The 19831-nt window shown below is 45.2% G+C and carries 17 protein-coding genes; 7 read left to right on the top strand and 10 right to left on the bottom strand.

Features of this window, described 5'->3' with window-relative positions; genetic code table 11:
* Positions 1-104: 104 nt before the first annotated feature.
* Positions 105-1619: a catalase gene (locus FTU40_RS10350; RefSeq protein WP_100329536.1), complete on the bottom strand. Its 1515-nt coding sequence runs from the start codon at positions 1617-1619 to the stop codon at positions 105-107.
* 228 nt (positions 1620-1847) lie between these two features.
* Between FTU40_RS10350 and dtd the strand changes: the two genes are divergently transcribed.
* The gene (gene dtd, locus FTU40_RS10345) at positions 1848-2288 is read left to right on the top strand and encodes a D-aminoacyl-tRNA deacylase (RefSeq protein ID WP_074383830.1); all 441 of its coding nucleotides are present in this window, start codon (positions 1848-1850) and stop codon (positions 2286-2288) included.
* Positions 2289-2592: 304 nt separating this feature from the next.
* On the opposite strand, the gene FTU40_RS10340 is transcribed toward dtd, so the two are convergent.
* The 3 genes from FTU40_RS10340 to serB all read right to left on the bottom strand — a co-directional run bounded on the left by FTU40_RS10340 (position 2593) and on the right by serB (position 5184).
* The gene (locus FTU40_RS10340; protein WP_005173328.1) at positions 2593-3072 is read right to left on the bottom strand and encodes an SCP2 sterol-binding domain-containing protein; all 480 of its coding nucleotides are present in this window, start codon (positions 3070-3072) and stop codon (positions 2593-2595) included.
* A 140-nt stretch (positions 3073-3212) separates the two neighbouring features.
* Positions 3213-3548: a ciprofloxacin tolerance protein AciT gene (gene aciT / locus FTU40_RS10335; RefSeq protein ID WP_074383829.1), complete on the bottom strand. Its 336-nt coding sequence runs from the start codon at positions 3546-3548 to the stop codon at positions 3213-3215.
* Positions 3549-3963: 415 nt separating this feature from the next.
* Complete coding sequence (serB, locus tag FTU40_RS10330) at positions 3964-5184, bottom strand: phosphoserine phosphatase SerB (RefSeq protein WP_180040743.1); 1221 nt, start codon at positions 5182-5184, stop codon at positions 3964-3966.
* Positions 5185-5261: 77 nt separating this feature from the next.
* Between serB and FTU40_RS10325 the strand changes: the two genes are divergently transcribed.
* Positions 5262-6515, top strand: a complete 1254-nt coding sequence (locus tag FTU40_RS10325) for a hypothetical protein (protein WP_180040741.1) — start codon at positions 5262-5264, stop codon at positions 6513-6515.
* 93 nt (positions 6516-6608) lie between these two features.
* On the opposite strand, the gene ppk1 is transcribed toward FTU40_RS10325, so the two are convergent.
* The 4 genes from ppk1 to mhpT all read right to left on the bottom strand — a co-directional run bounded on the left by ppk1 (position 6609) and on the right by mhpT (position 11957).
* Complete coding sequence (gene ppk1, locus FTU40_RS10320) at positions 6609-8672, bottom strand: polyphosphate kinase 1 (RefSeq protein WP_180040739.1); 2064 nt, start codon at positions 8670-8672, stop codon at positions 6609-6611.
* Positions 8673-8850: 178 nt separating this feature from the next.
* On the bottom strand, positions 8851-9798 hold the full coding sequence (locus FTU40_RS10315; RefSeq protein ID WP_180040729.1) for a bile acid:sodium symporter family protein: 948 nt from the start codon (positions 9796-9798) through the stop codon (positions 8851-8853).
* Positions 9799-9926: 128 nt separating this feature from the next.
* On the bottom strand, positions 9927-10556 hold the full coding sequence (gene pncA / locus FTU40_RS10310) for a bifunctional nicotinamidase/pyrazinamidase (protein WP_005173338.1): 630 nt from the start codon (positions 10554-10556) through the stop codon (positions 9927-9929).
* Between the two features lie 195 nt (positions 10557-10751).
* Positions 10752-11957, bottom strand: coding sequence for a 3-(3-hydroxy-phenyl)propionate transporter MhpT (mhpT, locus tag FTU40_RS10305; protein WP_005173339.1), 1206 nt, complete (start codon positions 11955-11957; stop codon positions 10752-10754).
* Between the two features lie 724 nt (positions 11958-12681).
* Here mhpT and dapA point away from each other — a divergent pair.
* The 3 genes from dapA to purC are packed head-to-tail and all read left to right on the top strand — an operon-like array spanning position 12682 to position 14958.
* Positions 12682-13581 (top strand): 4-hydroxy-tetrahydrodipicolinate synthase, encoded by a 900-nt coding sequence (dapA, locus tag FTU40_RS10300; RefSeq protein WP_005173340.1) that lies wholly within the window; start codon positions 12682-12684, stop codon positions 13579-13581.
* A 14-nt stretch (positions 13582-13595) separates the two neighbouring features.
* Positions 13596-14201 (top strand): lipoprotein-34 precursor (NlpB), encoded by a 606-nt coding sequence (locus FTU40_RS10295; RefSeq protein ID WP_074383825.1) that lies wholly within the window; start codon positions 13596-13598, stop codon positions 14199-14201.
* Positions 14202-14238: 37 nt separating this feature from the next.
* Positions 14239-14958, top strand: a complete 720-nt coding sequence (purC, locus tag FTU40_RS10290) for a phosphoribosylaminoimidazolesuccinocarboxamide synthase (RefSeq protein WP_005173343.1) — start codon at positions 14239-14241, stop codon at positions 14956-14958.
* Between the two features lie 336 nt (positions 14959-15294).
* On the opposite strand, the gene FTU40_RS10285 is transcribed toward purC, so the two are convergent.
* Positions 15295-16569 (bottom strand): replication-associated recombination protein A, encoded by a 1275-nt coding sequence (locus tag FTU40_RS10285; protein ID WP_005173345.1) that lies wholly within the window; start codon positions 16567-16569, stop codon positions 15295-15297.
* Between the two features lie 264 nt (positions 16570-16833).
* Here FTU40_RS10285 and FTU40_RS10280 point away from each other — a divergent pair, with 264 nt between their 5' ends.
* On the top strand, positions 16834-18972 hold the full coding sequence (locus FTU40_RS10280; protein WP_180040727.1) for a bifunctional diguanylate cyclase/phosphodiesterase: 2139 nt from the start codon (positions 16834-16836) through the stop codon (positions 18970-18972).
* 17 nt (positions 18973-18989) lie between these two features.
* On the opposite strand, the gene FTU40_RS10275 is transcribed toward FTU40_RS10280, so the two are convergent.
* Positions 18990-19445: a YcgN family cysteine cluster protein gene (locus FTU40_RS10275; RefSeq protein ID WP_171063370.1), complete on the bottom strand. Its 456-nt coding sequence runs from the start codon at positions 19443-19445 to the stop codon at positions 18990-18992.
* Between the two features lie 188 nt (positions 19446-19633).
* Between FTU40_RS10275 and FTU40_RS10270 the strand changes: the two genes are divergently transcribed.
* Complete coding sequence (locus FTU40_RS10270) at positions 19634-19792, top strand: DUF1328 domain-containing protein (protein WP_004647174.1); 159 nt, start codon at positions 19634-19636, stop codon at positions 19790-19792.
* Positions 19793-19831 lie beyond the last annotated feature (39 nt).

Genomic DNA, 19831 nt, shown 5'->3' with positions numbered 1-19831 from the left:
CTGTAGAACTCCCCCTAGGGTGCAGGAAAGGTTTGGAGTTCTACAGGACTTTGCGGAGGTGAATTCTTAAACCCTAGTCACCAATCCTGATCGACCAATCAAAATCAGTCTTTGAGTTGTGCTGCTTTGGCTTTGACCGTTGCGATGTTGCCCTTCACCGCTTTGGTCATACGTGTACCGTAGTCGGTATCTGCCTTGTAGAAATAAGACAACATGATGTGCTTGGTTTCTGAATCTTTTACTGCACCTAAGTCCGCAGCCAGGTTCATAATCAAGTCATCTTTCTCTTTGGCAGTATACGAACGGTACAGCTCACCTGCCTGCTTGAAGTTCTGCTCTTTCACACCGATTTGCTGTACATGACCCGATAATGGTGTTTGTACCGCACGTGCTTTTGCAGTTGCAGCTTTTGGCTCTTTGCGGCTTGGCTCATAGTTCACATCCGAGTCACGCTCAGACACGTTCATATAACCTTCCTGGTTGTTGTTATTTACAGCAACCACTGGACGGTTCACCGGAATTTGCTGGTGATTCACACCCAGACGGTACATTTGCGTATCTGAGTAAGAGAAGATACGGCCTTGTAGCAGACGGTCTTCCGATGGCTCAATACCCGGAACTAGATTACCTGGTGCAAATGCCGACTGTTCAGTCTCATTGAAGAAGTTCTTTGGCATGCGGTTCAGGGTCAATGTCCCCACTTTCACTTCTGGAACTAAGTCAGTTGGCCAGATCTTGGTGGGATCAAGTGGATCAAAATCAAACTTGCCGAGATCTTTTGGATCCAGTACCTGGATATGCAGATCCCATTTCGGGAAGTTGCCGGCATAAATGTTGTTATAAAGATCATTGGTCAAGTGATTGAAGTCTTTGCCCTGTTGCACGGCAGCTTCTTTCACATTCAGCCCCTTCACGCCTTGTTGCGAGCGGAAGTTGAATTTCACATATTTGTATTCGCCCTTGTCGTTATATAGCTTGTAAGCATGTACACCGAAACCGTCCTGTTCGCGGTAGCTGGTGGGCACACCTTGTTTGCCGTACACATAAGTCAGCATGTTGGTAGCCCATGGCTGGCTCGACAGGAAGTCAAACACACGGTTGGCATCTTGTACGTTTGTCACCGGGCTTGGCTTCATTGCATGAATGAAGTCCGGGAATTTGATCGCATCACGGATGAAGAATACCGGTGTCTGGTTACCGACCAGATCCCAATTCCCTTCTTGAGTATAGAACTTGATCGCGAAACCGTGTGGGTCACGCAGGGTTTCCGGTGAACCTTTACCATGAATTACCGTAGACATACGGACAAAAACTGGAGTTTTAGTACCGGTCTTGAATAGAGAAGCAATTGTTAAATCAGACAGGTCTTTAGTTGCAACGAATTCACCATACGCCCCTGTACCACGCGCATGTACCACACGCTCCGGAATACGCTCACGACCAAAACGTTGTAGTTTTTGTACCAATTGAACGTCTTGAAGCAAGACTGAACCATTTGGGCCTGCTGTGATTGAGTTCTGGTTATCACCGACTGGCGCGCCATTGTCTTTAGTTAGAGGAGCAGCTTGTGTGGCTGTGACAGTTGCAAGCATTGCAACCAGTAATGAACGCTTAAACATTTCTAAATCTCTCAATTTATTACCTTTCCTGCAGGTGCTAAGATATATAAAAACTAAAAATTGTTAAAACAGATTATTTTTATCACTTCAATCGTTTTAATGAATTTATAAAAATTAATCAATTGATTTTCAAATATTTAAAACTCATAAAAATTAGCATCTGATACTGCTTCAGGTTTTATTCTTGTTACAATCACGCCCATCTATCGTTATCAGTCAATATGTAAAATGCGTGCCTTATTACAAAGAGTTTTAGAAGCTAAAGTCGTGGTCGAGGGTGAAACCACTGGCGAAATAAATAAAGGAATTCTGGTTTTTCTGGGTCTGAGCAAGGACGACAATCTGGAAAAAGGTAAAAAGCTGATTGATAAGATATTGAAATACCGATTCTTTGATGATGAACAAGGCAAAATGGGCTGGAATGTCGGTCAGGCCGGAGGTGGTTTACTGCTGGTTTCGCAATTTACCCTGATGGCGCAAACCCAAAAAGGTTTACGTCCAGATTTTGGCCCTGCCATGCCACCTGCTGCTGCAAAAGAGCTGTATGAGCAACTGGTTGACTATGCAAAGTCACAATTTGAACATGTACAAACTGGTATTTTTGCAGCGGATATGAAAGTACATTTGGTCAATGATGGGCCGGTGACCTTTAATTTAGAAGTTGAATAGCGACATTATTTTCCACATTAAAAAGCCCTCAGATTCAGTAATCGAGATCAGGCAGGAAACTGTCTGGTTTTTTATTATTGTTATTCATAATGATATGGGGTAGCTGGAAACCTCATCCCCAACGGTCTGGGGCATCAGGTGTATTGTACCGCAAGATTAGAAAATAATTGTTTCTGCAAAAGATTTAAAAAATTAAGGAGCTTAGATCTAAACTCCCTAACTGACTGGCATTACCCAGATTGAAACTGGCTGAATCCTGCCCTCAGCCCTCCTTGAAAAAGGAGAGGAAGTCAGGAGCAGAGTTTTATTTACCCGTTTTTTCTTTAATAAACGCCCGGGCAAATTTAATTTTTTCTTTGACCGGTTTGGGCAATTTGGGTGGAATCATCTTCGCCACCTGGTTAAACCAGACCAGCAGGCCAAAGTCACCTTCCATTTTGATGGTGCCACTTTGCATACCGGTCATGAATGCTGTCGGGTCACCTTTGACCAAGGTCTTTACACCCTGTTCACTATCAGCAAACTGCAATACAAAATCTGCTTTCTCTGCATCACCTGAAACCGTCTCAATCTGGCCATTATTGACAATAATTTGACGTGCCATACCTTCATCTGTGCCAATCTGGATCCGGAATTGACGCTCATGTACCAGTTCAATAAATTTTGGGCTGGTACGTGCCAATTGCTTCATACGTAAAGCCAGACCCGCGACCAACAAGTCCAGTGGATCGGTACTCATATCAATAAGAGGAAGTTTTAACACAGGAATGGACGACAGTTTCATGGAGGATGCCTATTCTAATTGTACGAAAATTGACAAATATCCTAGCATAATTCTTGGCTAGGTTGATTAAGCAGTTTGTATCATATTTCTAAGCTAAAAAATGCACCCGTGGGTGCATTTTTTCTTTGCGATTTGTAGACTTAACGGCTCGAAAGCTGCTGCTGGTCATCTTCATAGACTGGCGTATGTTCGATACAACGGCGTTTTGCCAAGGCACGCTCTGCACGACGGTCTTCACGCAATAATAAGAAAGTGACCACCATCATGACTGCTGTCAATGCACTCAGATAACTATAGGTCATTGGCAGATCAAACCAGGCTTGTGTGCCTACACGAATCATCTCAATCAAGCCCCAGACCAGCATCCCGGCTGCCATAAAACTCAACCAGCGACGATAAGGCGAGAAGAACACAGCAACTACAGCTGCAGCGACTAAACTGAAGCCCACGATCGTTGCTAAATTCGCTGTTACCATATAAACCCCTCCATCCAAATAGATAGTTTGCCTGTTTGATATTGCAACGGTTCTATCTATTGAATTTCGTTCAATCAATAAAATGGAATCTGTTGATTTGTATCTCTATGCCTGCATTATGCTGAGTTTTTTGCATAAAAAAAGTCCTGTGATCTGGTCTCACGACATACTTTGTCGCGATATTATATTGTCATTACATTTTTTGCTTTTGGCATTTTTGTGGATCAATGACTGTGTCAATGTTGGCGTGTCATTACAAAATTATCAGGGCTGTTATTGACTGAAAAAATTATTTTTCCGTTTAAGATGATCGATGTTTTTATAGTCAATCTTCTCTGCTGGCTTGGTCACCTTAGTACAAAGGCAATCAAAAAACGCGACCCTGAGGTCGCGTTTATTCTATCAAAAATAGTGTTTATGCCTGATTCAGGTCTTTATCGTGTACCCCGAGCAGATACAGCACCCCATCCAGACCGACACTGGAAATCGCCTGCGTGGCATTTTGACGCACCAGTGGCTTGGCACGGAAAGCCACACCGAGTCCTGCAATCGATAACATTGGCAAGTCATTGGCACCATCACCGACTGCAATGGTCTGTTCCAGGGAAATTCCCATCTCTTTGGCAATTTCGCCAAGCAATAAAGCTTTACGCGCGCCATCGACAATATGACCTTTGACTTCACCCGTGACTACACCATCCTGAACATCAAGCGCATTGGCATGCACTTCATCAATATCCAGTTTGCCTTGCAAATATTCGGCAAAGTACTGAAAACCACCCGACAGAATTGCAGTACGGTAACCCAATGCTTTCAAAGTTGAAATCAGGCGTTCAGCACCCTCGGTAATGGTCAGGCGCTCGGCAATTTTCGGCAGTACCGATGCATCCATGCCTTTCAATAAAGCCACACGGGCACGGAAACTGGCCTGAAAATCAAGTTCACCCTGCATGGCGCGTTCGGTGATTTCAGCAACCTGCGCACCGACCCCTGCTTCAATCGCCAGTTCATCAATCACTTCCTGTTCGATCAGGGTCGAGTCCATATCAAAGCAGACCAGACGGCGGTTACGGCGATAGGCATTGTCTTCCTGAACCGCAACATCGACATTCAGTTCACTGGACAAACGCAAACAGGCAGCACGCATGGCTGCGGCATCCAGCATTTGTCCTTTTAAACCAAATTCGATACAGGCACGTTTCGGACCGGTACTGCTGCCATCCAGGGCCAGACGGCCAGACAGACGGGTTACGGTTTCAATATTAAAACCCTGAGCCGAGACAATCTGGGTCACGGCCTGCAAATGAGAGGCATTTAATTCAGGGGCCAATGCCGTTACGATATAACGTGTGCGCCCACCCTCTTTGACCCACTGATCATATTCAGTCGCAGAGATCGGTTTAAAGCGCACAGTTAACCCGATATCATGTGCTAGAATCAGGATTTCCTTCATGGCTAATGCTGTCGCCGTTTGGTCATCAGACGCTACAACAATACCTAAGGTTAACTGATTATGAATAACCGCTTGCCCCACATCTAAAATCTGTAGGGAATGGGCGGACAAAACCTGCATTAATCGTGTAAATTGATTAGGCTGGTCAGGTCCTAAAAATGATATAAGAATGATTTCTCGCATGAATTGACTCGGGTCTGAGCTACAACTATTGTTAGAATCATAATCGAAATTGAACAGAATTGCCTTGGAAGTTTACGTTGAATGCGCCTAGACAAGGGCTATTTGCTAGCCTATTGATTGTAAGTTTTGCTCTGCATACCTTTTTACTGGTATTGGCAACCACTCACCAACTGAATGAAAACCGCACCAGTCAGGGGCAGCTGATCACCAGTCAACTGGTGACAGACAGCCTGTCCGAGCTGGAACCCGCCAATCGTGTTTCTCTGGCTTTGCTGGCAAATCGTTATGCGACCAACCCGAGTGTGGCTTCGATTCGAATTCTGGATGCGAAAGGTCAGGTTTTAGCCACCGGTGGACTGACCAAAACTCGTGATGGTGAAGTTTTTGTCCGTGATGCACTGCAAAACGAGAAAAAAGTCGGTCTGATTGAAATCACCCTGATTGAGCCAAGTATGGGTGAAATTCTGCGGACGCAATGGCTGGCGATTCTGTTCTCTTTCATTATTCATGCTTTGATTTGGGTGGCGTACCGCGCGATCGCGCGTCCTAGCCGAACCGAATATCTGGCACGCATTAACAATGAATCCCGTTTAAAATTCGAGATTCAGACCCTGACCCAAGCTCTGGAACAGGAAAAGCACAATGCTGCGCTGGCCATTGCCCAAGCCCAGCAGGCAGTAAAAAATAAAGCCAAAGAAAAAGAACATAAGCCAGCTGTACTGGAAAGCGATAGCCTGAGCTTGAATATCCAGTTCTATGATCCAAAACAGTTACTCGATAGCGTGAATAAAACCGTATCGGTGCCTTATTTCAACCTGTGTCAGATTTTCCTGAATAAAGCCACTGAACTCTGTGTGCAGCGCTACAAACTGAATGGCAGTGATATTAGTACTGTGCATAAATTTGATGAAAAAGGTGCCACTATCAGCATTGCGGCAGACAAACCGAATGCCTTGGCTTGCCTGACCATGATCAGTGCCGTGTTCCAGCTGCTTTCGGAAGTCCTGTATAAACGCTATCGTGAAGAAAAACGTTTTGTGCTGCAAACCCGCAGCGCGATTGCCTCTAAAGTCGAGGAGATGCAGCTCAGCTCGGTACAGGCCGCTGAGCGCCTGACTCAGCATCTGGTCGCGAAAGAAAGTGCCTTACATGTACCGAACACCTTGCTGAAAGATGTAAGCGACCACTTCCAGCTGGTCAGCATGCCAAATCCAACCAATGTCCTGACCCGTCATGCTTTTGTGGTGAATGGAATGGATGCTGAAAGCGCCGAGCTGGCACAGACTTTTAGAACCGAAATTCTAAAATCCAAACAGTCCAAAGCCTCATAAATATCCCTGAATGTTTCAATTAAAAAAGCCGGATCCAACATCCGGCTTTTTTATGGATATAAAAAAATACGCCAGCGTATCTTGGCCTACCCCTTAAATTTTTAATTGTTTTTGTTCCAGCAGATATTGCTGGGCATTATAAGGCTGGGCCGGATCCTGACAGGGGACCTTATGCCACTGACCATCGGCATCTAGCTCCCATGCATTTTGACAATCTTTTAAATAGCTGATCAGGCCATCTTTATAAATCCGTTTTTTCAGCGCTGGATCCAGCACCGGGAAACAGGTTTCAACTCTGGAAAACAGGTTGCGCCCCATCCAGTCTGCACTGGCACAATACAGTTTCTTGGCGCCGCCATGCTCAAAATAATAGACCCGGGTATGTTCCAGAAAACGTCCTACGATTGAACGTACCTGAATATTTTCTGACATGTTGGTGACTTGTGGAATCAGGCAGCAGATTGAACGCACAATGAGGTCAATTTTCACCCCGGCCTGCGAAGCCTGATATAGGGCAGCAATCAATTGCGGTTCGGTAAGCGCATTCACTTTGATGATGATATGCGCGGCTTTTCCAGCCAGGGCAAATGCCTTTTCCTGGTCAATCAGTTTCAGCAATTCACTATGCAGGGTAAACGGCGCATGCAGCAAGGCTTTCAGTTTGGCCATTTTTCCCATACCGGTCAGTTCCTGGAACATGCGGTGCACATCTTCACAGATATCCAGCTGTGTGGTCATCAGGCCATAATCGGTGTACATGCGGGCATTCCCGGCATGATAGTTTCCAGTGCCCAAATGTGCATAACGCAGTAATTCCTGGTTTTCACGGCGGACAATCAGAATCATTTTGGCATGGGTTTTATAACCGACGATGCCATACACCACAACCGCCCCCGCTTCTTGCAGGATATTTGCCACCATAATATTGGATTCTTCATCGAAACGCGCCCGCAGTTCAATCACGGCCGTGACTTCCTTGCCATTTCGTGCGGCTTCTGCCAGCACCTGAACAATTTCCGAGTCCGGACCACTACGGTACAGGGTCTGCTTGATCGCTAGCACCGCCGGATCCTTAGCCGCTTCGCGCAGTAAAGTAATCACCGGCTGGAATGAATCAAAAGGATGATGCAGTAGCACATCCTGCGCCTTCAAAATTTCAAAAATGCTTTTCTGTTTACGGAAAATTTTCGGAATGACCGGACTAAAATGCGGATACTTTAATTCCGGACGCTCAAAGCTGGTACTCAGGCGGGACAAATTGATCGGCCCATCAATCCGGTACAGTTCCTGTTCCGTCAGATCAAATTCATCCAGCAAATAATTGATGATGTTCTGAGGAGAGTCATTTTCAATTTCCAGACGTACCGCACGACCAAAGCGGCGCGAACACAGTTCGTCTTTTAAAGCCACTGCCAGATCATCAACATCTTCCGACAGTACCAGATCGGCATTGCGGGTGACCCGAAAGGCATAACATCCGGTCGCTTTCATGCCCGGGAACAAATCACTGATATGCTGCTGGATGATCGCAGTCAGAAAAATCTGGGTAGCATTGTTTCCGGCAACGTCTTCCGGAATTTTAATCAGGCACGGTAAAGAACGGGGTGCCGGCACAATTGCCATCTCGATTTCACGGCCAAAGGCATCTTTACCTTCCAAGCTGATAATAAAGTTCAGACTTTTATTCACCAAACGTGGAAAAGGATGTGAAGGATCCAGACTGATCGGGGTCAGTACCGGTTGCACTTCTTTGGCAAAAAAGGCTGCAATCCAGGCCTTGTGTTTTTCCAGAAGATCCTGATATTGAAGAAACTGAATCCCCTGCGCCTGAAGTTCAGGCAAAATTGCATGATTCAGTACCTCATACTGTTTGTTAACTGTGGCATGAATGGACTGGGACAGTTCTTGTAGAATCAGCTCGGTAGGTACAGCATCAGGCGTCCGGGTAGTCGCATTCAGGTCTTGCTGTTTCATCAGCCCGGCAATCCTGATTTCAAAGAACTCATCCAGGTTACGGGAAAAAATAATCAGGAAGTTTAAGCGCTCTAAAATCGGTAAATTCGAATCGAGTGCTTGTGCCAAGACACGACGCTGAAATTCAAATAAGGAAAGTTCCCGATTAAAATAGGTCGCTGACGAATGCTGAAATTGTTCCATGCCCTCTCAATGCTGTTGATCACAGTCTGTTGTTTCACATCATTGAGGGGCGATCTTAGGCAGACTTCATGACACTTATGTTACAAAGCTTGATAAATCCATATAAATTAATATTCTAACTTTTTCACATTATAAAAAATCATGCTCTGGTTGGTTGTGTGCTGTCATCAAATTGCAATTAGGTGTCTGTTTTTTCAGTTTGTCTGGCAGCCCAATAAGTGGCTAGTGCTGGTCCTGAAATATTATGCCACAGACTGAAAATGGCACTTGGTAAAGCGGTCATTGGAGATGCAGCAAAATGGGTCGCAGCCAAAGCCACCCCCAGACCAGAATTCTGCATCCCCACTTCAATGGATACTGCACGACAGTCTATTTCTGCCAAGTGAAATATACGGCTGGCCCAATAACCCAGTAAATAGCCCATACCATTGTGTAAAGCCACGATCCCTAAAATCATTAACCCGGATTCCAGAATCTGGGTTTTGCTGCCGGCAATAATCGCCGCGACAATTGCCACAATTGCAATCACAGAAATCAACGGCATCACCTGAATATAGGCCGTGACTTTTTGCTTGAGTAGCGCCCGTACGATTAAGCCCAGAATAATCGGGAATAACACCACCTGTAAGATCGACACCAGCATCGACCAAGCATTGATCTCAATCCACTGACTGGCCAACACATAGAAAATGGCCGGAGTTAGAATGGGGGCCAGTAACGTAGAAACCGAGGTACAGGCAACAGACAAGGCAGTATTGCCCTTGGCCATATAGGTAATCACATTGGATGCCGTTCCACCCGGGCAGCAACCCACCAAGATCACCCCGATCGCAATCTCCGGTGGCAGCTGAAACAGCTTGCACAGTAGAAAAGCCAAACCTGGCATTACCATGAACTGGGCGACGACACCAATTGCTACCGCTTTCGGACTTTGCAGGACACTTTTAAAATCGCCTAACGTCATGGTCATGCCCATGCCGAACATAATGATGCCCAACATCCAAGGAATATAAGCCCGTAACCAGACAAAAGCTTCAGGGATCATCAAGGCAATGCCGGAAAAAAGTACGACCCATAAAGCAAAGGTTTTTTGGACAAATTGGCTAAACTGGAGCAAGGCTGACATGGGGTTCATCCAGGGGTACAAAGGCAGAATAATAACAAGATAAAACAGGCATCTCTCAATACCAGAAATCTGAAGATTTAAATGCGCCGAAGATCAAATAAATATCCGAAGCGCATCATGATAAAATTTTAAACCGGCTGAACGATATCTTTGGTATAGATGCGTTTTACCCCATGCGCCAGCATATCTTGCCAAGCATGTTGCAAGGAACCATTGAGATCAATGCCCTTGCTGGCATCGGCAATGACATAGGTCTTAAAGCCCAGTTTGCAGGCATCGATGGCGGTCCAAGCCACACAGAAATCGGTAGCAATCCCAACCACAAATACCGTATCAATACCACGTTCACGCAGATAGCCGGCCAAACCGGTTGTGGTTTTCTGATCTGCTTCCATAAAGGCGGAATAACTGTCAATCCGGGAATCAAAACCCTTGCGGATAATCAGTTGCGCTTGCGGTAAATTTAAATCCGGATGCAACTCGGCATCTACTGTCCCCTGCACACAATGCTTTGGCCATAAAACCTGAGTGCCATAATCCAGCTGAATGCTGTCATAAGCCGCTTTAGCGGGGTGATTGTCTGCAAAAGAAATATGGTTTTCTGGATGCCAGTCCTGCGTCAGGATAATATTTTGAAAATACTGCCCCAATAAATTGATATTGGGGATAATCTGGTCAGCATTGGCCACTGCCAGATTACCCCCTGGGGTAAATCCTCTTTGTACATCTACGACCAGCAATGCGATATTATTTTGCATGTATTTTCATCCATTGAAATCTCGATTTATGTCCAAGCATAGCGCAAATTGTTATCGGATTTTTAGAGCGGCTGCTAAAAACCCTGTGACTGCATATTCTGATTCTGCCTGTTTTTAACCGCACTGCGGATCTGATTCCTTGAATTTTAAACACAAAAAAGCCTGCAAAAGCAGGCTTTTTCAAATCTTGGCCTATTACACTTTGGTACGGTTCACCAGGAATAGCATACACAGTGCAGAGATGATGATACATGGGATTGCGGCTGTAATTACCCCTGCGGCACCAAAACCTGCCACCAGGAGCTGACCTGCGATGACTGGGCCTAGCATGGCACCAATACGACCGACTGCAGAAGCTACACCGACACCGGTACCGCGCACTTCTGTTGGATACACGATACTACCGAAGGCATAAAGTACACCCTGACAGCCAATTACGAAGGCACCTGCCAATGCTGCTGCCATATACATCTGGTTCAGTGAGCTTGCACCATTTAGTGCCAATAGACCTGCAAGAATACCGCCGTACATCAACAGGATCACATACGCTTTTTTCCAGCGATCGGTCAGCATACCCAGGATAATTGTACCAATCGTCGCCGTGACCATGAAGTAGAACTGTGCGGTTGAACCATCCTTACGGCTAAAGCCAAGTTCCATAAACAATGAGGGTAACCAGCTCAACATGATGTAAACCACCATCAGCGTAAAGAAGTAGCTGATCCAGATGCACATGGTACGTAACAGGTTGTCCGAATTAAACAGGTCCTTAAATGAACCTTGTGGTGCAACGGCAAGTTCTGCTGCAGTTTTGTTCTGTGTTTTCAGGTATTCCTTCGATTCAGGCAAAAATAGCATCATCAATGGAATTGCAAAAATCGGTAACAAGCCGCCCAGATAGAAAACATTTTTCCAGTTGGCACCAAATTCAGTCGCAGCAATTAAAGATAAAATCGCAGCACCCACAGGCATACCGCAATACATCAAGCCGACTGCACGACCACGATTTTGCGGCGATACCGCTTCAGAAGCGAGTGTGATGAGAATCGGCATCGCACCGCCCAGACCTGCTCCGGCCAGAAAACGTACTGCCAGCAGACTGTTAAAGCTATTGACCCAAACTGTACATAAAGTGAATATGGCAAATGTTGCTGTCGACCAGATCAACACTTTCTTACGGCCGATACGGTCTGCAAATCGACCGCCGATCAGTGCACCGGGTAATAAACCCAGAATCCCTGCACTAAAAAACACACCCAACTGGGAACTATCGAGACCGAAGTGCTCACGCACACCGGCTGCAGCAATACCAGCAGCCTGAATATCCAAGCCTTCAATCACCGCTATCAGAAAACAGATGGCGACCGTGACGATAGCATGCTTATTGTCTGATTTTTCCATTGGATTATCCTTGTTCAATCAGCGTTACAAAAGAAAGACCATCATCTATGAGCCTGAGCGCAGAAATAACTATCAATAAGTTGAACGTTTTACTTGGATATCCCCACAGCAGCTGAAGCAGCTCCATGCAATAGACCTTGAGATAAAGTCGCAAAAGCAATTAATCAAAAAGTTTTAAAATTCAAAATTTATACTTTAAGACTTATACATCAAGTTAAAAAACCAACCGATTAGAAAAATATCATGCAATTCATTGATATTAAAAAAAGATTAATCTATTCAATTTTTCAATCTGTTTACATCAGCTTAGCCCCCAGACAAAGATGTTTTACATATAGGTTCATTCAATAAAAATATTAATTCAGCAGCTAAAGACAACGAAATTCACGACTTGGCCGAGATTTTTACTCAAATCGAGCTAATTTTGCAGACAAAATTCCATAATATCTTGCTGAACCGGGACTTAAGTCGCAGTTTGACTGCGGTATTTCGCCGGATAAATCATCTAATTTATTACTTGATTGTTTTCAAAAGGCTTTGTATAAAGAATTGAGTGGCTTTGACTAAAGCATATTGTTCTTATGCGTTTGATCAGTCATAATTTGCATAAGCAATCTTCAATTCAGCGCAAGTCCATTGAATTTGCTATAAATCAAAATACAAATCCATCCCAATTTATGTTTTCTCATTCCTTTCGGATGGACAAATAGGATAGTTTTTTAAAATGACTCAGCAAGCACAGACCATTCAAGGTTCCATAGTCGCAATCGTCACCCCTATGTTTGAAGATGGCAGCGTAGATTGGAAGGGTCTCGAGAAGCTGGTTGAATGGCATATTGCAGAGGGCACCAACAGTATTGTTGCCGTTGGAACGACAGGCGAAGCCTCGACCCTGAGCATGAGTGAACACACCCAGGTGATCAAAGAAATCATTCGTGTGGCCAACAAACGTATTCCTATTATTGCCGGCACAGGCGCAAACTCGACCCGTGAAGCCATCCAACTTACCCGTGAAGCCAAAGAGCTCGGCGCCGATGCTGCTCTTCTGGTGACGCCTTATTATAACAAACCGACCCAGGAAGGCTTGTACCAGCATTATAAAGCTGTGGCTGAAGCGGTCGATCTTCCGCAGATTCTGTATAATGTCCCTGGCCGTACCGGTGTCGACATGCTGAATGAAACCGTGATTCGTCTGGCCGATATTCCACAAATCGTCGGGATTAAAGATGCGACGGGTGATGTACCGCGTGGTGCTGAACTCTTGCAAGGTCTGAAAGACAAAGACATGGTGGTCTACTCAGGTGATGATGCAACGGCATATCAGCTGATGGGTCATGGCGCCAAAGGCAATATCTCGGTCACAGCGAATGTGGCTCCGAAAGCCATGAGTGAAGTGTGTGCCGCTGCCATTACAGGTAATGCTACAGACGCTGAACAGTTAAATGCTCAGGTTGCAAATTTACACAATATTTTATTTTGCGAATCAAACCCAATTCCTGTGAAATGGGCACTCCATGACATGGGCTTAATTGGTACTGGCATTCGCCTTCCATTAACACCACTTGCAGAACAATATCGCGCTCCGCTTCATGAAGCACTGGTCGAAGCGGGCGTTATTAAATAAAAGAGCACAAGATTATGCAATTACGTTTAGGACTTAGCCTTACACTTTCAGTATTCAGTTTGGCAGGTTGTAGTTCAATGGCCTTTAATAACGGCACTTTAGACTATAAAGAAACTACAACTCTGGACGCTTTACAATATCCTGAAGGCGCCATGGTACGTCCTGCAACGCCATTGTATCCTGCTCCAACAGTCGATCCGCTTGCAATTGAAAATGCACCGAAGCTTGAAAACCAGCGTGGCAACCGTTTTGCCTTGCCACGCCCTCAGGCCCAGACTGAAAACACCACTCAAGCTGAGCTGACTGAAAGCAATGCTGTTGGTAAACCACAGTTGGTCACAGACGGAAATCTTAATCCGCTGCTTAAAATTGACGGAAATTCTGCTACAATTTGGCAATATACGCTTGCCACCCTCAGCAGCCTGAATCATAGCATCGTTGCGCAGAATAAAAACCGTTACGAAGTCACGATTCGGGTCGACCAGCAAACCTATGTATTAAGATTATCTTCTGTCGGTTCAAGTAATAACCTCGCTGTGTTCAATGCCGATAACAGTTTTGCCGACCGTGAAAAAGCCGCAGAACTGCTCAACCAGATTTACCAAAATTGGCCAGCCTAGACATTTCTAGGCATTTTTTTTTGTAAAAGGTTCCCTCATGTTAAAACAAACCTTGCTCTATACTGGTAAAGCGAAATCTGTCTACACCACAGACAGTTCAGACCATCTGATTTTAGTCTTTCGAGATGATGCCTCTGCATTCAATGGCGAAAAAATCGAGCAACTAGATCGTAAAGGCAAGGTGAACAACCGTTTTAACGCCTTCATCATGGAAAAGCTGGCAGAAGCGGGTATTGAAACTCACTTTGAAAAGCTGCTGACTCCAAATGAAGTGCTGGTGAAAAAACTGGATATGATCCCGGTTGAATGTGTGATTCGTAACTATGCAGCAGGTTCTTTATGCCGCCGTTTAGGTGTTGAAGAAGGTAAAGAACTGACTCCATCTACATTCGAATTGTTCTTTAAAGACGATGCGCTTGGCGATCCAATGGTCAATGAATCGCAAGCGATTGCTTTAGGTTGGGCGACTGCTGAGCAACTGGAAAAAATGAAAGAATTGACTTACCAAGTCAATGACGTGCTGAAAGCATTGTTTGATGCCGGCAACATGATTCTGGTCGACTTCAAACTTGAATTCGGTGTATTCCATGACCGTATCGTTTTGGGTGATGAATTCTCTCCAGACGGTTGCCGTCTATGGGACAAAGACACCAAGAAAAAACTCGACAAAGACCGTTTCCGTCAAGGTTTAGGCGGTGTAGTTGAAGCCTATGAAGAAGTTGCGGGTCGTTTAGGTATTAACCTCGACAACATCTAATGGCATAGTCCATTGCTTCAAAAAAACCGAGCTCAACAGCTCGGTTTTTTTATCCCTGATTTTTTTGGCTGGGCCAGATTGACCTTTTAAGCTTTAATCGAAAAAATAAATATTACAGATAAAAATGATCGCTTTTACATTGGCAAGCCTATGGTCTAATATCATCACATACCAGGCAAATCAGTGAGCTGATTGATTTAACTCAAGGTTTGCCGACCAGATTGATCGCCTACCCTCTAGGATGTTCTCTCCCTTGAAAAAACATCCTAATTTATGCCCAATTCGCCTTGAATTGGGCTTTTTTTTGCCTGAGTTTAATCTGTTTGTGTACTGATATTATTGCTGCTGTTGCTGTTGTTGCCAACGGCGTTGCTGTAAGCGCTCTCCTTCAACTTCACGTTTATTGCGTGCCGACTCATACAGTTTGGTATCTTTCAGTTCTGGCGGCATATAGTCTTGCAGCACAAAATGCTCAGGATAATGATGCGGATACAGATAATCCACCCCGTAGCCCTGTTCTTTCATCAGCTTGGTCGGTGCATTTCTCAAATGCAAAGGCACCGGCAAATTCGAGGTTTTATCTGCAAGCTCCATTGCCTTGTTAATTGCCAGATAGGTGCTGTTACTTTTGGCACTGGTGGCTAAATACACCGCACATTGTCCTAAAATAATCCGGCATTCCGGCATTCCGACGGCCTGCACCGAACGGAAACATTCACCCGCCAGCAATAAGGCATTCGGATTGGAATTACCGATATCTTCAGAGGCTGCAATCAGCATACGGCGGGCAATAAATACCGGATCTTCACCGCCTTTGAGCATGCGTGCCATCCAGTACAGCGCTGCATCGGGATCACTGCCGCGAATTGATTTTATAAAAGCCGAGACCAGATCATAATGCTGTTCACCGGACTTGTCATAACGGGCAATATTTTGCTGTGCCACTTTCACCACCCCTGCATTGGTGATGATATTTTCCATATCCGGTTCAAAAGTACTGGCAATCAGATCAAGTAAATTCAATGCTTTACGGGCATCACCTGCTGCGAACTGCACCAAGGCATCAAATTCTTCAATCAGGATATGTCGTTCCTGCAAAAAACGGTCATTTTGCAAGGCTTGTGTGAGCAGAGTCTGAATCGATTCCGCACTCAACGCATTCAGGCTATACACCTGACAACGTGACAATAAGGCACTATTCACTTCAAAAGACGGGTTTTCGGTAGTGGCACCAATTAAGGTAATTTTCCCTTTTTCGACTGCATTTAACAGTGCATCCTGCTGGGATTTATTAAAGCGGTGAATTTCATCAATAAAGACCACTGGCGTCAGCAGATCACCACCATCGGCAATCACTTCACGCAGCTCTTTCACTCCGGTATTCAGGGCAGACAGACTGATAAAAGGCCGATCTACCGCTTGTGCCAACAGTAAGGCAATGGTGGTTTTTCCAACGCCGGGTGGTCCCCAGAAAATAATCGACGGTAGATGACCCTGATCAATCATCTGGCGTAAGGGCGCCTGTTCCCCCAGCAAATGTTCCTGCCCGATAATCTCTGCAAGGTCACGTGGTCTTAAGCGTTCTGGAAGCGGGATATGACTATCTGACATGTTATTATTGGCTCAAACTAAATTCTGATCTCATTCTAACACCAGCAGTTTTGATTCCAAGATTGCAAACATAAAGCATAAAAAATTAATTTATGTAGAAATCCTCTATTTTTTTAATTCTGAATGAATTAATCTTCATAAAAGCAAGTAATTTGAACATGATTAATTGTGAATTAATTACAGTGTAATTTTCATATTGTTTATTCTAATTAAAAGAAACTTATGTCGCCCTTTGGGTATTTTTTGGGTTGTATTGGTGAATGCATGAAGCATGATAAATTTGAACAGGGAGCTGTGAGCCAGTCGGAACCTCTGCTGGCAACATCACTGAGTTCAACCCCTGTTCATCTGTCTGAATTAATTCAGCTTCAAAAACTGATTGATGCCTTACCCCAACCTCTCTGGGTCAGTAGCAAAACACATCTGCACTATTTTAACGCCGCCATGACCGATTATCTTGGTGTGAACCTGAATGAACCGGGCAATATATCGTGGCAGAGTTTCATTCATACCGAGGACTTACAGCTGTTTTCGAAGCTGTGGCATGCGGCACTGGATCAGCATCAGAATTTTGAAACCCAGTGCCGGATTAAACGCAGCGATACCCATTATCGTATGTGTACGCTGGCGGTAAAATTTCATCATGATCCGGAAGATGTGTTGCAGTGGGCGGTTTCACTGACCGATGTACATGATTATTTTGAAATCCAGCAACAACTGTCTCAAATCGTTTCAACCCAGGAAAATATGCTGGATGCCAGCGCAGACTGCATCCATATTATCAGTCCTGAAGGTCAGATTCGGCATAGTAACCAGTCTGACGGTCTGACACCAGAAAGCGAAACAACAGCGCAAGATCAGGACAGTTCTTTGTCCTGGCTGAACCGTTTAGCACCTGAAGCCCGAAAATCTGCGCAACGTGCACTGAAACAGGCAGTCCTAGGCTTAAATAGCCGTTTTTCTAGCAAAACTCAGAGCAAAGACCAGCCAATCCAATATTGGGATCATCTGCTGACCCCGATTCTGGATCAGCACAATATTACCCAAAGCATCCTCTGTGTCTCACGCAATATCAGTCAGCAAAAAATTGCAGAAACCCGCTTAAAAGAAGCCATTAAACGAGATGAACTGACTGGTCTGTATAATCGCAGTGCCTTCTATAAAACCTTTAAACAGGTGCTATTAAAAGCGCAACAACAGCAGACCAAGGCGGGTCTACTGCTGATTGATCTGGATTATTTCCGGCACATCAATGACACCTTGGGCCATATTGCTGGCGATCATCTACTCCATGTTCTGGGTCAGCGTTTCCAGGCCTGTTTCGGCCCGAATACCATTGTGGCCCGTTTGGGTGGAGATGAATTTGCTGTTCTGGTGAAAAATCTGGAAAGTGAAGAACAGCTGCTGGCCACGGCGCAACTGGCCTATAGCCAGCTGGATCAACCGATCAATTATATTGGCGACAGTATCAGCAGTGCTATGAGTATTGGCTGTGCCATCTATCCACGTGATGCCCTGAACACCTCGAATCTGTTGAAGTGTGCCGACATTGCCTTAAATGATCTGAAAAATAGTGGTCGTGGCGGCATCCGCATGTTTAATCAGGACATGTGTGGTTCGCTGGAAAATATGACCAAGCAGCTGACTTTGGCCCGCAAGATTATTCTGGCCGATCAGATCATTCCCTACTATCAACCCAAAGTCCGTCTGTCTGATGGTGTGGTGATTGGTTTTGAAGCACTGTTACGCTGGCAAGATCAGGATCAGCAGGTGCAACTGCCTTCCGAGATTTTTGGTGCCTTTCAGGACTATGAGCTGGCCTCACGTATCAGTGAAACCATGCAACTGAAAGTCTTTGCCGATATGAGTCGCTGGCAGGCCCAAGGACTGGATCTGTTACCGATTTCAATCAATGCTGCACCGGTTGAATTTTTGCGCGATGACTATGCTGAAAAAATGTTGGCCCGCCTGTCCAATTTTGATATTCCTGCGCATAAGGTGGAACTGGAAATTACCGAACAGAGTCTGTCCGAGCATGGTGCCAATTATGTGATCCGGGCCCTGAACCTGCTGAAACAGGCCGGAATCCAGATCTCACTGGATGATTTCGGCACCGGACATTCTTCACTAACCCGTTTACAAGACTATCCGGTGGATTGCATCAAAATTGACCGCAACTTCGTCGAGCGTATGAACAGTGACCCCTCTGCCTTGGCGATTGTCAAAGCCATTACCCAGATTGGTTCCAGTATTGCTTTGGATGTTCTGGTCGAAGGCATCGAAAATACCGAACAACTCGATACCCTGATCCATTGTGACTGTCAGATTGGACAAGGCTTTTATTTCTATCGTCCGATGGCCGGTGCTTCGGCTCAGGCCCTACTGCAGCCGGCAAATCAATAGGTACTTATCGCGGCAAATTAACGCACCCAACGCACGATATAGTCTTCGATGTCGTCTTCAGGAATGTCGGCTTCACTCAGGCAGCGCCCTGCTGCCGACTTGCGTGCCTGAATCACACTTTCCCGTGAACCGCTGATCAGATAATGCCAGGATGGCAGGCTTTTGCCCTGCTCGACCCGGCGATAAGCACAGCTTGAAGGCAACCAGTGAATCGTTTCCAATTTTTCTGGCGTGAGCTGAATACAGTCTGGCACATAGTGCAAACGCTCTGGATAATTGGAGCAACGCGCAGTCGTACAATCCAGCAGTTTGCAGGCCACTTTGGTATAAGCGACTTCCTGGGTATCTTCATCTTCCAGTTTAATCAGGCAACAGAGTCCGCAACCATCACACAAGGCTTCCCACTCGGCTTGCGTGAGTTCGGCAAGGCCATAGTTTTTCCAAAATTCGGGACGTAAAGTATCGGTCATGATCAGGTCGGCGCACTCAAAAATCAGCTGATTATAGCAGCCCAAACCGCGCAGACCTACCGCTCAAATTCTTATTACCATCACGTAAACTATTGTTAAATCATAGACAGTTCGTCAACAAAACACTAACAGTCGCTGGAATCGTTTATTTCTATACTAAATTTGAAAATAAAAACACATGGAGAATATATATGTTTCGCTGGGCTATTATTTTTGCTGTTATTGCATTAATTGCGAGTCTACTTGGTTTCGGTGGAGTAGCAGGCTTATCTAAGGATTTTGCAATTATCTTGTTAGTAATTGCGGTGATTCTTGCGATCGTTGGATTTCTTTCCCGCGGTAAGGTCTAGATTCAGTTTAGATTGAGTCGAAGCAAGTATGATCCTTCG

This window comes from Acinetobacter sp. YH12100 (assembly GCF_013419135.1).
GTDB classification, from domain to species: Bacteria; Pseudomonadota; Gammaproteobacteria; order Pseudomonadales; family Moraxellaceae; genus Acinetobacter; species Acinetobacter pseudolwoffii.
This window is presented reverse-complemented; position numbering and strand designations above follow the sequence as displayed.

Bases quoted from the DNA above. Each gene is read 5' to 3' on its own strand.
- FTU40_RS10350 (WP_100329536.1), bottom strand. From the start codon at position 1,619: ATGTTTAAGCGTTCATTACTGGTTGCAATGCTTGCAACTGTCACAGCC.
- dtd (WP_074383830.1), top strand. From the start codon at position 1,848: ATGCGTGCCTTATTACAAAGAGTTTTAGAAGCTAAAGTCGTGGTCGAG.
- FTU40_RS10340 (WP_005173328.1), bottom strand. From the start codon at position 3,072: ATGAAACTGTCGTCCATTCCTGTGTTAAAACTTCCTCTTATTGATATG.
- aciT (WP_074383829.1), bottom strand. From the start codon at position 3,548: ATGGTAACAGCGAATTTAGCAACGATCGTGGGCTTCAGTTTAGTCGCT.
- serB (WP_180040743.1), bottom strand. From the start codon at position 5,184: ATGCGAGAAATCATTCTTATATCATTTTTAGGACCTGACCAGCCTAAT.
- ppk1 (WP_180040739.1), bottom strand. From the start codon at position 8,672: ATGGAACAATTTCAGCATTCGTCAGCGACCTATTTTAATCGGGAACTT.
- FTU40_RS10315 (WP_180040729.1), bottom strand. From the start codon at position 9,798: ATGTCAGCCTTGCTCCAGTTTAGCCAATTTGTCCAAAAAACCTTTGCT.
- pncA (WP_005173338.1), bottom strand. From the start codon at position 10,556: ATGCAAAATAATATCGCATTGCTGGTCGTAGATGTACAAAGAGGATTT.
- mhpT (WP_005173339.1), bottom strand. From the start codon at position 11,957: ATGGAAAAATCAGACAATAAGCATGCTATCGTCACGGTCGCCATCTGT.
- dapA (WP_005173340.1), top strand. From the start codon at position 12,682: ATGACTCAGCAAGCACAGACCATTCAAGGTTCCATAGTCGCAATCGTC.
- FTU40_RS10295 (WP_074383825.1), top strand. From the start codon at position 13,596: ATGCAATTACGTTTAGGACTTAGCCTTACACTTTCAGTATTCAGTTTG.
- purC (WP_005173343.1), top strand. From the start codon at position 14,239: ATGTTAAAACAAACCTTGCTCTATACTGGTAAAGCGAAATCTGTCTAC.
- FTU40_RS10285 (WP_005173345.1), bottom strand. From the start codon at position 16,569: ATGTCAGATAGTCATATCCCGCTTCCAGAACGCTTAAGACCACGTGAC.
- FTU40_RS10280 (WP_180040727.1), top strand. From the start codon at position 16,834: ATGAAGCATGATAAATTTGAACAGGGAGCTGTGAGCCAGTCGGAACCT.
- FTU40_RS10270 (WP_004647174.1), top strand. From the start codon at position 19,634: ATGTTTCGCTGGGCTATTATTTTTGCTGTTATTGCATTAATTGCGAGT.